Consider the following 14,230-nt stretch of genomic DNA (forward strand, 5'->3'; position numbering starts at 1 on the left):
TACATTTTTTTATTAGGTTATATATATATATATATGCATTTGCGTAGTCTGGCTCATTTTGAACTCCTTTAGAATTAAATTTTCAGAGATGCTATAAACAATTCTAATAACTCTCAGCCTAAAACTATTATACCATGATTTCTATTTTTTCAAAAAAACGAACCAGCTCTAACTGATTCGTTTTCTTACGTTCTACTCCTACTTCCGATACATTTTAAACTGTAGGAAGAGGTCGCTATATTTTCCTGTCCATTTATGGTCAAATTTTTCATAAACTTCTAGGTGTTTCATGGTTTCAGCATCTGGATAGAAGGCTTTATCTTCTTTTTTCTCCTCTGGGAGTAATTCCTTAGCTGGTAGGTTTGGTGTTGAATAGCCGACATACTCCGCATTTTTGAGAGCATTTTCAGGTTTCAACATAAAGTTTATAAAGGAATAGGCTGCATCTTGGTTTTTGACGGTTTTGGGAATGACCATATTGTCAAACCAAAGGTTGCTGGCTTCTGTCGGTACCACATAGCGTAAGTTTTCATTTTTTTCTAGCATTTGACTAGCTTCGCCAGAGAAGGTCACACCGATTGCAGCGTTATTCTGAATCATGTAGCCCTTCATCTCGTCCGCCACAATAGCCTTGATATTTGGAGTCAACTTGTAGAGCTTGTCCACTGTCTCTTCTAACTGCTGGGTATCCTTGGAGTTGAGGCTGTAGCCGAGGGAATTGAGTCCCAGTCCCAGTACCTCACGCGCCCCATCAAAAAGCATGATAGAGTTCTTATACTCTGGCTTCCAGAGGTCATCCCAATGCTCAGGCGCTTCCTCTACCATGGTTTCATTATAGACAATTCCCAGTGTTCCCCAGAAGTAAGGGATGGAGAATTTATTGCCTGGGTCAAAGGACTGGTTGAGGAACTCCGGTCCGATATTTTCAAGACCTTCAAGTTTTGAATAATCAAGCGGAACCAAGAGGTCTTCGTCCTTCATCTTGTTAATCATGTATTCACTAGGAATGGCAATATCGTAGGTCGTTCCACCCTGCTTGATCTTGGTATACATGGCTTCGTTGGAGTCAAAGGTCTCGTATTGGACTTGAATGCCTGTCTCTTCTGTGAATTGCTCCAAGAGTTCTGGATCGATATAGTCTCCCCAGTTGTAGATAACCAATTTTTGACTATCTCGGCTATTGATTTTACTATCTAGATGAGTCGCAATTCCCCACAAGACGAGGATAATGGCTACAATTCCTGCTAAAAATGAATAGAGTTTTTTCATGCTTGCTCCTCCTTCTCACGTGAGATAAAGTAATAGCCAACAACTAGGATAATACTAAAGAGAAAGACAAGGGCAGACAGGGCATTGATCTCTAGCGAAATCCCCTTGCGAGCACGAGAGTAAATCTCGACCGATAGGGTTGAAAAGCCATTTCCCGTTACAAAGAAGGTCACAGCAAAGTCATCTAGCGAATAGGTGAAGGCCATGAAGTAACCTGCAATGATAGACGGTGTCAGGTAAGGAAGCATGATTTCCTTAAACATCTGAAATTGACTGGCACCAAGGTCATAGGCCGCATGAATCATGTCACCGTTCATTTCTTTGAGACGTGGCAAGACCATCAAGACCACGATAGGAATGGAGAAAGCCACATGACTAGATAAGACAGTCAAAAAGCCAAGTGAAAACTTGAGTTGGGTAAAGAGAATCAAGAAGCTAGCACCAATCATAACATCAGGCGCAACCATGAGGATATTATTGAGTGATAGAAAGGCTTCTTGGTATTTCTTACGAGACTGGTAGATGTAAATGGCACCAAAAGTCCCGATAATGGTCGCAATCAAGGCTGACAGGAAGGCCAAGAAAAAGGTCTGGGTCACAATCAACATGAGACGACCATCGCCAAACATGGTTTTAAAATGGCTCAGGCTAAAGCCTGTAAAGCTGTTCATGTCGTTGCCTGCGTTAAAGGCATAACCAATCAGGTAAAAAATCGGCAGGTAGAGGACAAGAAAGACCAGTCCCAGATAAAGGTTGGCAAATTTTTTCATCGTTCTCTCCTTTCCTTGGTCACCCACATGGTGATGAACATGGTCAGAATGAGAATCACACCGATAGTTGAACCCATACCGTAGTTGTCATTGGTTAGGAAATTCTGTTCAATAGCCGTCCCCAAGGTGATAACGCGGTTCCCACCAATCAAACGGGTCAGCATGAAGAGGCTCAAGCTTGGGATAAAGACGGACTGAACCCCACTTCGCACCCCATTCATAGATAGAGGAAAGATGACATGACGGAAGGTCTCCCACTTGGTCGCACCGAGATCATAACTGGCATTGATAAGATTGTTGTCCATATCGTCCAAGACATTGAAAATCGGCAAAATCATAAAGGGAAGCTCGATGTAGCTTGCGACAAAGATAAAGGAGAAATCGGTAAAGAGCAACTGTTGTGAACCGATTCCGATGAATTCCAAAAATTGGTTAATAGAGCCATTTTGACCAAAAATTCCGATAAAGGCATAGGCTTTAAGGAGCAAATTGATCCAGGTAGGCAGGATAATCAGCATGAGCCAAAGTTGACGGTGCTTGAGACGGGTCAAAAAGAGGGCTGTTGGATAGCTGATAAGCAAGGTTACAAAGGTCACAATTCCTGCATAAAGCACGGAGTTAAAGCTCATTTTGAGGTAGGTCAAGTTTTGTGACGCAAAGTAAGATTTATAGTTTTCTAAGCTAAACTGGCCTTCGATATTGAAAAAGGATTGACCGAAAATCAAGACCAAGGGTGCCAGGACAAAGAGGGCAATCCAAAGCATGTAGGGCACTACAAAGAGTTTAGAGCTTGTTTTCTTCATCTCTCTCCTCCTCGATTGCATTGATCAGACCTGCTTCTTGCTCTTCAATTTCCACGTATTCTTCGATACGAGCATCGAACTCTTCTTCAGTTTCGTTAAGGCGCATGATGTGGATGTCTTCTGGTTCAAAGTCCAGACCAATTTCCTCACCCACAATGGCCTTACGAGTCGAGTGGATCATCCATTCATTTCCAAGTTCGTCATAGGCGATAATTTCATAGTGCACTCCACGGAAGAGCTGGGTATCGACCTTAACTTGGAGCTTGCCTTCTTCAGGAAGGGTAATCCGCAAGTCCTCTGGACGAATCACGACTTCGACTGGTTCATTTGGCTTCATCCCACCATCGACCGCTTCAAAGCGTTTGCCGTTAAACTCAACCAAGTAGTCCTCAATCATGGTACCTGGCAAGATGTTTGACTCGCCGATAAAGGTAGCAACAAAGTGGTTGATTGGCTCATCGTAGATATCCACAGGAGTTCCAGACTGGACAATCTCGCCATCATTCATGACAAAAATCCAGTCACTCATAGCCAGGGCTTCTTCCTGATCGTGAGTGACAAAGACAAAGGTGATTCCCAATCGTTGTTGCAGTTCACGTAGTTCATACTGCATATCTGTTCTTAATTTCAAGTCTAGCGCTGATAAAGGCTCGTCCAACAAAACCACACGGGGTTGGTTGATGATGGCACGGGCAATAGCCACACGCTGGCGTTGTCCTCCTGAGAGTTTACGAATGGAACGTTTTTCATAACCTTCCAACTGAACCATCTTGAGAACTTCCGCTACGCGTTTCTCGATTTCTTTCTTGTCAATCTTGCGCAAGCGGAGCGGAAAGGCAACATTTTCAAACACATTCATATGTGGAAACAAGGCATAGGATTGGAAGACCGTATGGACATCTCGCTTGTTGGTTGGGATGTCATTGATACGGACACCATCCAGCAAAATATCTCCTGTCGTCGCATCCAATAACCCTGCAATAATGTTTAGGATAGTTGATTTCCCTGAACCAGATGCGCCTAAAAGAGTGTAGAATTTTCCTTCTTCCAACTCAAAGTTGATGTCTTTGAGAACCTTGGTGTTGCTGTCTTCAAAAACTTTAGAGACGTTTTTGAATTCAATAATTGGTTTTTTCAATTGTCATTTATTCCTTCTTTTTCATAGATTAACAGATCAGGGCTCTGTCAGGCCGCCACTACCTCGTGTAGGAGACTGAACTGCCTACATTCTTCTGCACTGACGATAGGCTTTCACCCCCTTTCCATGATATAGCAGCAACTTTTCAACTACAGCTTCCTACTTGCTTTCACCTAAAATACGGACCTCTCTCTCAAGAGTAACGCCAGAGTGTTCCTTGACTTTTTCAATCACAGACTCAATCAAGTCTTCGTAGTCTTTGGCCGTTCCATCTGCGACATTGATCATAAAACCTGCGTGCTTTTCAGACACTTCAACACCACCGACACGATAGCCTTTCAAGCCAGCTTCTGAAATTAATTGACCTGCAAAATACCCTACTGGACGCTTAAAGACCGAACCACAAGATGGATATTCTAAAGGTTGCTTGAGTTCACGTAGATGCGTCAAGCGGTCCATTTCTTGCTTGATAACCTGATGGCTTCCTGGAGCTAGAGCAAATTTAGCTGACAAGACAACTGCACCAGACTCCTGAATGGCTGAATGGCGGTAACCAAAAGCCAAATCCTTGACAGACAGGGTCTCGATTTCTCCGTCCTTGGTCAAGACCTTACAAGACTGTAAGATGTGAGCAATCTCGCCACCATAGGCACCCGCATTCATAAAGACAGCACCGCCGACGCTCCCTGGAATGCCACAAGCAAACTCAAAGCCAGTCAAACTATGACGAAGGGCAATGCGTGTCGTTTCAATCAAGTTAGCCCCTGCTTCTGCTTCGATGGTATAGCCATCAACGGAAACATTATTGAGCTTGTCACACAAGATGACAAATCCACGAACCCCACCATCACGAACGATGATGTTGCTGGCATTCCCAAGAACCATCCAAGGGATATTTTCTTGATTGGCAAATTTAACAACGCGAGCCAACTCAAAACGATTTCGTGGAAAGACCAAATAATCGGCCTCTCCACCTACTTTTGTATAACTATAGCTATGCAAGGGTTCCTTGAAACGGATATCAATCCCTTCTAAGATTTCAAGCATTTTTTCTTTTACTGACATGACACTCTTCCTTTTACAAAATTCATTCCATTATACCATTTTTAAGACCATTTGACGACCCTAAAAAAATCTTGGGCTTATTTTAAACATAAAAAGAGGTTTCCCCTCTTTTTATGATTTTTTGCAAAAGATTGCCTTGGTTCCATAGGCAACCAGAACAAGTTCAAGTGCTAGGACAACTTCAACCAAGACTGGACTTGTCAGCCATCCAACTTGGGCAAGAGATGGTGCCAGATCAAAAAAGGCATGTAGGCCATAGGCTGCTAGGAGATAAATCCATTTCTTCTGGCGAACAGCTTGGTAAACCCAAATAGTCAAAAGCAATTGGAATCCTAGAGCCAAAATCCGTTCAAAACCAAGCAAATAAATCTGCCAGACTGATAGCGACTGAATAGTTTTCAACATATTTTCAGACAGCAATTGCATAACCTGTGGATTTTGCGTTTGAACTGCTGAGAGAACGATGTAGAGATTGATCAAACTAGTAAGACCTAGGAAAATCAACTCCAAGCCACCATGCCCCAATCCATAAGCCAAGGCATCCGCCTTTTCCAAATTTCTCTTTTTCTCCAACCATTTGAAGAAAACAAGGCGAGCCGTTTCCTCAAAAAATGCTGCCATGGCTAGGCCATAGATGATATAGACAAGCGGATGGTCTTGCAAGAGGGCAATACTACCGTCTTTTTGAGGATGTAAAACCAAGATATGCACCAGTTTTTCTAAAATCTGTGAAGAGACAAAGAAGGCAACAGCCCCCAAGCCCAAGACAGCTAGATTAATCTGGTATTTCTTTTTGGCATACCAAATGCTTCCTAGCAAGAAAGCCAGCAACAGCACCATGGTAATAATGATATGAATGGTCATTTTCTTCTCCTATTCTGCCTTTTCAATATCTTTTTTCATCTCGTCAACATTGAACTTAGCAAACAAGTATTGACGGTCTTGGACTGGGAAACGTTGGTCCAACTGATCAACAGCTCCCACCTCAATAATGCCTTCCTTGATGACAAAGTCCATGACATGCCCACCGAAGGTCAAATCATCTGAGATGAAGTGTAGATGGTAGCCTGCCACACTAACTCCATGAAAAATCTCTGGCGTCCAGAAACCAACGATGGTTCCTGCGACATTGTCACGACGATATTCCGGTTGATGGGTTGCAACATCAGCAAACTTGGTCTCTGGTGTTGACTTGGGAATCATGCGCACATGCATATGTGAAAATTCCCCACGAATCTTGATAGAGCGGAAAAGATTTTCCCCGTCATAATAAGACTCAATTCGCTCCTCCAATTCCTTGTCCGTCATCTCAAAGCGCTGTCGGAAAATAACCTCTGCCTGATGCGGTACTACTGCTGCATAAGGAATAAGGGCATCTGGTGACACCTCCACAATCTCTGGCTGGTCGCCTGATCCTTTGGCCTGATAAGCCTTGCCATCCAAGACAATCAATTCTCCATCAATGGAATCCAAGGTTCCCAAACCAAGGTCACCATGCTCTAGCAATTCTCCTACTGTCATGGTCCCACCATAAAGGCCAGCCATCAAGGCTCCAAGGGTATTGTATTGAAATAATTTCACTGGTTCCTGCACGTTCTTATCCATTCACTTTCTTGTCTGTTATTCTATAAATGTTACTCCTAAGTATACCACATTTGCCCCTAGATGTGAACGATAGAAACACTCTAGACATTGCCAAGAAGGAAAAAAAAAGGTACAATGTAACAAAATCAAGGGAGGTCTGGAATGAAGAAACAAAGCAAGTACCAAGAGGTCGTTTCCTATCTGAAAAACGGTATCGAGTCTGGACGTTTTCCGACGGGTAGCCGCCTGCCTTCTATCCGTCAACTGAGCCTTGACTTTCACTGTAGCAAGGACACTATTCAACGAGCCCTGCTGGAATTACGGCACGAACAATACCTCTATGCCAAGCCCCAGAGTGGCTACTATGTGCTGGAGCAAGGACAACACCAGGACCTAGAAATCGAGGTTACAGATGAACATGCTAGCGCCTATGATGACTTCCGACTCTGCGTCAACGAAACCCTGATTGGACGTGAAAACTACCTCTTCAACTACTATGACAACCAAGAAGGTTTAGAAGATCTAAGACAGTCTATTCACAAACTCCTCTTTGACCAAGCCCTCTACTGCAAGGCTGACCAACTGGTACTGACTTCTGGCACCCAACAAGCCTTGTTTATCCTCTCTCAAATATCCTTTCCTAGCCAAGCTAAGGAAATCTTGGTGGAACAGCCGACCTACCATCGGATGAATCGTCTCTTGATTGCTCAAGGTCTGGACTATCAAACGATTGAACGAGGCATTGATGGGATTGCCTTGGAGGAGCTGGAAGGCCACTTCAAAACAGGAAAAATTAAGTTTTTCTACACCATTCCTCGTTTTCACTATCCTCTGGGGCATTCCTATTCTGAGCAGGACAAACGGGCTATTCTTGACTTAGCTACCAAGTATGGAGTCTATATCGTAGAGGACGACTATCTGGGGGATTTGGACTCTAAAAAGGGCCAGACCTTCCACTATCTAGATACAGAGGAGCGCGTTATTTATATCAAGTCCTTCTCAACCAGCCTCTTTCCAGCCCTGCGGATTACGGCTCTCATTCTGCCAAATGCTATCAAAGAAGCCTTTGTGGCCTACAAAAATATCCTAGACTACGACAGCAACCTTATCATGCAAAAGGCCCTGTCACTCTATATTGACAGTCAATTGTTTGAGAAAAATCGTCTAGCTCGCTTGTCCAATCAGGAAACTTACCAAAAACAAATCGAGGAAAGTTTAACCAAAACACCTTGTCCCCTTCCACATTTTCCTCTGCACGATGGCTTATTACTAGACCTGAGACAGTATCCTAAAATCGCCAGTCTCAAACACAGCCAACTGGGCTTGGACTTCTTTGAGGAGGCTTACTTGGATGCCTGCCCTTATCAATTTGCCAAGGTGTCCTTAGACAATCTAGAAAAGGTTTTAAACTATTTAAAAGCAGAATTGGAATGACTTCCAACTCTGCTTTTTTCTTATTGTTCAACTTCTGTTAAGGTTGCCGCTTTTTCAAGATATTTTTGGTAGGTACCGTCATCCTTGAGTTTTTGGATGACCTTGTCCACCACTTCTTTTAAATCAGCACTATTTTTTCTAAGGGCAACTGCATTAGCTTCGCCGTCCTTCATCTTCAAGCTGACAGTTGCGACAGCTAAGTCGGCGTTTTTAGCAGCATAGCTAAGGGCAACAGGCTCATCCATGTGAACAGCATCTACTTTTCCAGCCTGCAATTCATTGACAGCTTCACCCATATTGGTTAGGGAAGTTAATTGCGCTTTTGGCAATTGTTCCTTGACCATTGATTCTGGAACAGTTCCTTTTTGGGCCGCAATATTATCACTTTCAAGGCTAGTTAAATCCTTGTATTTTTCTACATCAGACTTACGAACCAAGAAACTAATCTTGTTTTCATAGTAGGGGATTGAAAAATCAAAGACTTCTTTTCTCTCGTCAGTAGCGCTAATTCCTGCAACCGCTAGGTCAGCCTTCCCAGTTTGAAGACTGGTTAAAACATTGTCAAAACTCATGCTTGAAATTTCCAACTTCACCCCAAGTTCATCAGCGATAGCTTGGGCCATATCAATATCCGCACCGACTACCTGGTTTTTTCCGTCAACTAAGGATTGGAATTCAAAAGGTGCATAGTCAGGACTAGTCGCCACAACTAATTTCCCCTTTTGCTTAATGGCTTCAACAGCTGACTGAGAACCATTAGAATCCGACTGACAAGCTACTAAGAAGAAACTTGCAAGAAAACTACATAAAACAAATATCCATTTTTTTGATTTCATAAATAAACAACCTCTCTGTTAATTTTGTATAATTATAACGCTATCCAAGTTGCTTGTCAAGTATTTTTTGAATTTTTATCTTAAAAATATTTTTTTCATTCAACAAAAGGAGCTATTAATTGATTTCAAGCTCCTTTTTATACAGAATGAAACTATTTTATAGTTCGACAATCTTACCTGTTTCAAAGTAAACAACCCATTCACAGATATTCTTAGCATAGTCTCCAATGCGTTCCAAGAAGGCAATCACTTGGAAGTAATCACGACCTGTAACAATGGCATCAGGATTTTTCTTGATTTCTTCTGTAGCCAAGTCACGAATGCTATCAAAGTAATGGTTGATTTTTTCGTCCATGGCTGCTACTTCATAGGCCTGATCTACTGAACCATTGAGATAGAGTTCAAGGGCTGCTTCAACGAAGTTCTTGACATCACGCCCCATTCTCTTAATTTCTTCTTCAACAGCTGGGATGCGTTGCTCCCCCTTCATACGAATGGCTGCTCTTGCAATGGAAACGGCATGGTCCCCCATACGTTCCAAGTCCGATACGGCTTTTAAGACTGTTAGAACTGTACGCAAGTCTTGAGAAACTGGTTGTTGAAGGGCAATCATTTCAAATGATTTCTTTTCCAATTTCACTTCGTATTCGTTTACTTCTGCATCGTCTTCGATGACTTCCTTGGCCAAATCACGGTCATGCGTAACAAAGGCACGCACCGTACGATTGATTTGGGATAGCACTTCTTGTCCCATAGCATAGAACTGGTTGTGCAATTTCTCTAAATCTTCCTCAAATTGAGAGCGTAACATCATTTATCTCCTTATCCAAATTTTCCTGAAATATAATCTTCTGTTTCCTTGTGTTGTGGGCTGAGGAACATCTTCTTGGTATCGTTAAACTCGATCAGATCTCCATCTAGGAAAAATCCTGTCTTGTCAGAAATACGAGATGCTTGTTGCATGGAACGCGTAACCAAGAGCATGGTGTATTTATCTTTTAAACCATACAAGGTTTCCTCAATCTTACCAGCCGAGATAGGGTCCAGAGCTGAAGTCGGTTCATTCAAGAGAATGATTTTAGGACTGGTTGCCAAGACACGAGCAACACAGACACGTTGTTGTTGTCCACCTGAAAGCCCGATAGCTGAATCATGCAGGCGATCCTTGACCTCATCCCAGATAGAAGCTCGTTGCAAGGCTTTTTCTACTGCTTCATCCAGAACCTGCTTATCCTTAACTCCATTGATACGAAGCCCGTAAACAACATTTTCGTAGATAGACATAGGGAAAGGGTTCGGTTGTTGAAAGACCATACCGATTTCCTTCCGCAATTCAACTGTATCTGTACGCGGACTGTAGATGTTGTGGCCGTTATAAACCACCGAACCAGTTGTGGTCACCTCTGGATTGAGATCCCCCATGCGGTTGATAGCCTTGAGGAGGGTTGATTTCCCTGATCCAGATGGACCAATCAAGGCTGTAATTTCCTTAGGTTGGAAAGATAGGGAAACACTATTCAAGGCCTTCTTTTGATTGTAGTAAACGGACAGGTCTGACACCTGTAAAATCGCTTCTGTCATACTGTTTCCTTTCTATCCAAAGTGTCCTGTTACATAGTCATTGGTTGACTGTAGTTTGGCATTTTGGAAAATATTAGAGGTCTTATCGTACTCTATCAAGTCACCCAAGTAGAAAAATCCTGTGTAGTCACTAGCACGCGCAGCCTGCTGCATACTGTGGGTTACGATGATAATGGTAAAGTCTTTTTTCAATTCCAACATAGTTTCTTCTAGCTGGGCTGTCGCAATCGGATCCAAGGCTGATGCCGGCTCATCCATCAAGAGAATATCTGGTTTAACAGAGATAGCACGAGCGATACAGAGACGTTGCTGCTGACCACCTGATAGGGTCAAGGCCGACTTGTGCAAATCATCTTTAACCTGGTCCCAAAGGGCAGCCTGACGAAGAGAGGTTTCCACAATTTCATCCAAGACTTGCTTGTCCTTAACCCCTGCACGTTCATGAGCAAAAGTGATATTGCGGTAGATAGACTTGGCAAAGGGATTTGGTCGTTGGAAGACCATTCCGATATGCTTACGCATCTCATAGACATTGATTTCTGGACGGTTAACATCAATCCCTTGGTAGAGGATTTGACCTGTTACCTTGGCAATATCAATGGTATCATTCATACGGTTGAGACTGCGAAGGTAGGTTGATTTCCCTGAACCAGAAGGGCCAATTAAGGCAGTAATTTTATTCTTTTCAAATTGCATATCGATGCCCTTGATGGATTCATTTTTACCGTAGTAAACATGTAAATCCTTAGTAGAGAGGGCCACTTTCTCTTCAGGAAAGGTGATGATATGCTTTTCATCCCAATTATATTTTGACATGGCTTCTCCTTTAGGCAGCGGTTAATTTCTTATGTAGGTAACTTCCGAGTTTACGGGCTCCAAAGTTAAAGATGAGGATAAAGATGAGGAGCACGGCTGCAGAACCTGCTGATACAATAGTTCCATCAGGAATAGTACCTTCACTATTGACTTTCCAAATGTGGACAGCCAAGGTTTCTGCTTGACGGAAGATAGAGATTGGGCTAGTAACACTGAGAATATTCCAGTTAGACCAGTCAAGGGCTGGAGCGGATTGTCCTGCTGTATAGATAAGGGCAGCTGCCTCACCAAAGATACGACCAGAAGCTAAGACGACCCCAGTCACAATACCTGGAAGGGCTTCTGGAATGACGACATGAACCACAGTCTCCCAACGAGAAATTCCAAGGGCCAAGCCGGCCTCACGTTGCGTATGGTGAACGTGTTTCAAGCTGTCTTCAACGTTACGAGTCATCTGAGGCAGGTTAAAGACCGTCAAGGCCAAGGCACCTGAGATGATTGAAAATCCATACTCAAACTGAACTACAAAGATCAAGTAACCAAAGAGACCGACAACCACTGATGGCAGTGAAGATAAGATTTCAATACAGGTTCTGACAAAGTTGGTAACAGGACCCTTTTTGGCGTATTCAGCTAGGAAAATTCCAGCTCCCATAGACAAAGGCACAGAGATAATCAAGGTAATGACCAGAAGGAAGAAGGAATTATAGAGCTGAATTCCAATCCCTCCGCCTGCTTGGTAAGAAGATGATTTGCCAGTCAAGAAAGACCAAGAGATGTGGGGCAAACCACGAACCAAGATATAGAGAATCAAGGATGCCAAGATGGCGACAATAATTCCTGCAATCGAGTAGAGGACAGCTGTTGCAATTTTATCTAATTTCTTAGCGTGCATAGTTTTTCTTTCCTCTTTCTTTCGTAATCAATTTAATCACACTGTTGAAGGCCAAACTCATCAAAAGCAAGACTAAGGCCAGTGACCAGAGAACATTATTGTCAACAGTTCCCATAACGGTATTTCCGATACCCATGGTTAACACAGAGGTCAAGGTCGCAGCAGGTGTTGTCAATGAAGTTGGGACAACGGCTGAGTTTCCAACTACCATCTGAATGGCCAAGGCCTCACCAAAGGCACGCGCCATCCCAAAGACCACTGCTGTGAAAATCCCTGAACGCGCTGCCTTCAAGGTCACGCGCCAGATGGTTTGCCAGCGGGTGGCTCCCATAGCCAAACTTGCTTCGCGGTAGTGACGAGGCACCGCACGCAAGCTATCTGTTGTCATAAAGGTTACCGTCGGTAAAATCATGACAAAGAGTACGAAAATCCCTGACAGAATCCCAAAACCAGTTCCACCAAAGATACTACGGACAAAAGGAACTACGACCTGCAAACCGATAAATCCATACACGACTGAAGGAATCCCGACTAGCAATTCAATGGCTGGTTGCAAGATTCTAGCACCTTTTGGTGAGACTTCGGTCATAAAGACAGCTGCTCCAATGGCAAAAGGAGTTGCGATAAGGGCTGATAGGATTGTGACAATAAAGGAACCCAAAATCATAGGAAGGGCACCAAATTGTTTACCTGAAGGATTCCAAGCTTGCCCAAAGAGGAAATCAAAGATATTAACCCCATTTACAAAGAAGGTCGACAAGCCTTTTTGGGCTACGAAAATCAAAATCATAGCCACAATGATGACAATCAAAGACAGACAGGCAAAGGTCAAGCCTTTTCCAAGTTTCTCTAGACGAGAGTTCTTTGAGGGAGAAAGTAATTTTTTAGCTAATTCTTCTTGATTCATTAGTGACTCCCTTCTAGTGCTGTCACCGTTCCTACAGCATCTTTTTCAACCTTCATTTCCTTGACAGAAATATAGCCCATCCCCTTAACGATTCCGCTTTGCGCTTCATCAGAGAGGACAAAGTTGAGGAATTCTGCCACCAATTCATTTGGTTGGCCTAGGGTGTACATGTGTTCATAAGACCACAAAGGCCAGTTATTGCTTGTAACATTTTCTGCAATCGGCTCATAGCCATTCAACTTCATACGTTTAACTGAGTCATCCACATAGGCAAAAGCTAAGTAAGAAATGGCTCCTGGTGTCTGAGAAACAATGTTTTTAACCATCCCATTTGAATCCTGTTCTTGACTCTGCACGGCCGATTGACCATCCATGATAACACTATCAAAGGTTGCACGTGAACCTGAACTTGCCGCACGGTTGATAATGGAAATGGCTAGGTCTTTCCCACCGACTTCTTTCCAGTTGGTCACTTGACCTGTGAAGATGCTACGGAGTTGTTCAGTTGTCAGATTTTCAACATCAACTTCCTTGTTCACAATCACTGCCAAGCCCGCTACAGCAACCTTATGGTCCACTAGAGCGGATGCGTTGATACCGTCTTTTTCCTCGGCAAATACGTCTGAATTTCCTACATCAACAGCTCCAGACTGAACCTGAGACAGACCTGTACCAGATCCTCCGCCTTGGACGTTGACTGTTTTTCCAACGTGCATAGAGCCAAATTCATCTGCTGCTGCTTCGACCAAAGGCTGAAGAGCCGTTGAACCAACAGCTGTCATGGATTCCCCACGATCAATCCAGCTAGCACATCCCGCCAAAGAACCTGCTAGCAAAAGAGCCGCAAGGGATAGAGCGAGTTTTTTCCTTTTTTTCACTGTTTTTCTCCTTGAAAATAATGGTGAATGCTGTGAATTTTTTCAACTATTTATTTATGTTTTTCTTTTTTAAAATTGGGAGCCAACTAAAGTTCTTATACTCAATGAAAATCAAAGAGCAAACTAGGAAACTAGCCGCAGGCTGTACTTGAGTACGGCAAGGCGACGTTGACGCGGTTTGAATTTGATTTTCGAAGAGTATTAGCTTGGTTTTACTAGAAATTTGCTTAGTTACCATCTCCACCAATTTCGAC

At 43.2% G+C, this 14,230-nt stretch carries 15 protein-coding genes; 1 reads left to right on the forward strand and 14 read right to left on the reverse strand.

Going from position 1 to position 14,230, the window contains the following annotated elements:
- Nucleotides 1–198: 198 nt before the first annotated feature.
- The 7 genes from FJN11_RS05625 to budA form a co-directional block, all read right to left on the reverse strand.
- The gene (locus tag FJN11_RS05625; RefSeq protein ID WP_140224270.1) at nt 199–1,269 is read right to left on the reverse strand and encodes an ABC transporter substrate-binding protein; all 1,071 of its coding nucleotides are present in this window, start codon (nt 1,267–1,269) and stop codon (nt 199–201) included.
- On the reverse strand, nt 1,266–2,039 hold the full coding sequence (locus tag FJN11_RS05630) for an ABC transporter permease (RefSeq protein ID WP_000712740.1): 774 nt from the start codon (nt 2,037–2,039) through the stop codon (nt 1,266–1,268). The genes FJN11_RS05625 and FJN11_RS05630 overlap by 4 nt, the downstream gene beginning before the upstream one ends.
- Nucleotides 2,036–2,842 (reverse strand): ABC transporter permease, encoded by an 807-nt coding sequence (locus FJN11_RS05635; RefSeq protein WP_000753801.1) that lies wholly within the window; start codon nt 2,840–2,842, stop codon nt 2,036–2,038. The genes FJN11_RS05630 and FJN11_RS05635 overlap by 4 nt, the downstream gene beginning before the upstream one ends.
- The gene (locus FJN11_RS05640) at nt 2,823–3,980 is read right to left on the reverse strand and encodes an ABC transporter ATP-binding protein (protein ID WP_000742895.1); all 1,158 of its coding nucleotides are present in this window, start codon (nt 3,978–3,980) and stop codon (nt 2,823–2,825) included. Before FJN11_RS05640 ends, FJN11_RS05635 begins: the two co-directional genes overlap by 20 nt.
- A 159-nt stretch (nt 3,981–4,139) precedes the next feature.
- Complete coding sequence (gene murB, locus FJN11_RS05645) at nt 4,140–5,045, reverse strand: UDP-N-acetylmuramate dehydrogenase (protein WP_140224271.1); 906 nt, start codon at nt 5,043–5,045, stop codon at nt 4,140–4,142.
- A gap of 111 nt (nt 5,046–5,156) precedes the next feature.
- Complete coding sequence (locus FJN11_RS05650) at nt 5,157–5,909, reverse strand: YhfC family intramembrane metalloprotease (protein ID WP_140224272.1); 753 nt, start codon at nt 5,907–5,909, stop codon at nt 5,157–5,159.
- A gap of 9 nt (nt 5,910–5,918) precedes the next feature.
- The gene (gene budA, locus FJN11_RS05655; RefSeq protein WP_033681610.1) at nt 5,919–6,650 is read right to left on the reverse strand and encodes an acetolactate decarboxylase; all 732 of its coding nucleotides are present in this window, start codon (nt 6,648–6,650) and stop codon (nt 5,919–5,921) included.
- Between the two features lie 141 nt (nt 6,651–6,791).
- On the opposite strand from budA, the gene FJN11_RS05660 reads away from it, so the two are divergent.
- A complete protein-coding gene (locus tag FJN11_RS05660) occupies nt 6,792–8,063 on the forward strand; it encodes an aminotransferase-like domain-containing protein (protein WP_140224273.1) in 1,272 nt (423 codons plus the stop codon).
- A gap of 20 nt (nt 8,064–8,083) precedes the next feature.
- Here FJN11_RS05660 and FJN11_RS05665 read toward each other — a convergent pair whose 3' ends face one another.
- The 7 genes from FJN11_RS05665 to FJN11_RS05695 form a co-directional block, all read right to left on the reverse strand.
- Entirely contained in the window at nt 8,084–8,899 is an 816-nt protein-coding gene (locus FJN11_RS05665) for an ABC transporter substrate-binding protein (RefSeq protein WP_140224274.1), read from the reverse strand.
- 157 nt (nt 8,900–9,056) lie between these two features.
- Complete coding sequence (phoU, locus tag FJN11_RS05670; RefSeq protein WP_000946460.1) at nt 9,057–9,710, reverse strand: phosphate signaling complex protein PhoU; 654 nt, start codon at nt 9,708–9,710, stop codon at nt 9,057–9,059.
- Between the two features lie 11 nt (nt 9,711–9,721).
- On the reverse strand, nt 9,722–10,480 hold the full coding sequence (pstB, locus tag FJN11_RS05675; protein ID WP_140224275.1) for a phosphate ABC transporter ATP-binding protein PstB: 759 nt from the start codon (nt 10,478–10,480) through the stop codon (nt 9,722–9,724).
- A gap of 12 nt (nt 10,481–10,492) precedes the next feature.
- Nucleotides 10,493–11,296, reverse strand: coding sequence for a phosphate ABC transporter ATP-binding protein PstB (gene pstB, locus FJN11_RS05680; protein WP_000049848.1), 804 nt, complete (start codon nt 11,294–11,296; stop codon nt 10,493–10,495).
- A 10-nt stretch (nt 11,297–11,306) separates the two neighbouring features.
- On the reverse strand, nt 11,307–12,191 hold the full coding sequence (pstA, locus tag FJN11_RS05685) for a phosphate ABC transporter permease PstA (protein WP_000543046.1): 885 nt from the start codon (nt 12,189–12,191) through the stop codon (nt 11,307–11,309).
- Nucleotides 12,181–13,098 carry a phosphate ABC transporter permease subunit PstC gene (gene pstC, locus FJN11_RS05690; protein ID WP_125409407.1) on the reverse strand — a complete coding sequence of 306 codons (918 nt, stop codon included), beginning with the start codon at nt 13,096–13,098 and terminating at the stop codon, nt 12,181–12,183. Before pstC ends, pstA begins: the two co-directional genes overlap by 11 nt.
- Nucleotides 13,098–13,976: a phosphate ABC transporter substrate-binding protein PstS family protein gene (locus tag FJN11_RS05695; RefSeq protein WP_020903179.1), complete on the reverse strand. Its 879-nt coding sequence runs from the start codon at nt 13,974–13,976 to the stop codon at nt 13,098–13,100. The genes pstC and FJN11_RS05695 overlap by 1 nt, the downstream gene beginning before the upstream one ends.
- Nucleotides 13,977–14,230: the final 254 nt, after the last annotated feature.

The sequence above is a fragment of the Streptococcus symci genome (assembly GCF_006385165.1).
Classification (GTDB): Bacteria; Bacillota; Bacilli; order Lactobacillales; family Streptococcaceae; genus Streptococcus; species Streptococcus symci.

Coding starts and splice junctions, on each gene's coding strand:
- FJN11_RS05625 (WP_140224270.1), bottom strand. CDS start 1,269: ATGAAAAAACTCTATTCATTTTTAGCAGGAATTGTAGCCATTATCCTC.
- FJN11_RS05630 (WP_000712740.1), bottom strand. CDS start 2,039: ATGAAAAAATTTGCCAACCTTTATCTGGGACTGGTCTTTCTTGTCCTC.
- FJN11_RS05635 (WP_000753801.1), bottom strand. CDS start 2,842: ATGAAGAAAACAAGCTCTAAACTCTTTGTAGTGCCCTACATGCTTTGG.
- murB (WP_140224271.1), bottom strand. CDS start 5,045: ATGTCAGTAAAAGAAAAAATGCTTGAAATCTTAGAAGGGATTGATATC.
- FJN11_RS05650 (WP_140224272.1), bottom strand. CDS start 5,909: ATGACCATTCATATCATTATTACCATGGTGCTGTTGCTGGCTTTCTTG.
- budA (WP_033681610.1), bottom strand. CDS start 6,650: ATGGATAAGAACGTGCAGGAACCAGTGAAATTATTTCAATACAATACC.
- FJN11_RS05660 (WP_140224273.1), top strand. CDS start 6,792: ATGAAGAAACAAAGCAAGTACCAAGAGGTCGTTTCCTATCTGAAAAAC.
- FJN11_RS05665 (WP_140224274.1), bottom strand. CDS start 8,899: ATGAAATCAAAAAAATGGATATTTGTTTTATGTAGTTTTCTTGCAAGT.
- phoU (WP_000946460.1), bottom strand. CDS start 9,710: ATGTTACGCTCTCAATTTGAGGAAGATTTAGAGAAATTGCACAACCAG.
- pstB (WP_140224275.1), bottom strand. CDS start 10,480: ATGACAGAAGCGATTTTACAGGTGTCAGACCTGTCCGTTTACTACAAT.
- pstB (WP_000049848.1), bottom strand. CDS start 11,296: ATGTCAAAATATAATTGGGATGAAAAGCATATCATCACCTTTCCTGAA.
- pstA (WP_000543046.1), bottom strand. CDS start 12,191: ATGCACGCTAAGAAATTAGATAAAATTGCAACAGCTGTCCTCTACTCG.
- pstC (WP_125409407.1), bottom strand. CDS start 13,098: ATGAATCAAGAAGAATTAGCTAAAAAATTACTTTCTCCCTCAAAGAAC.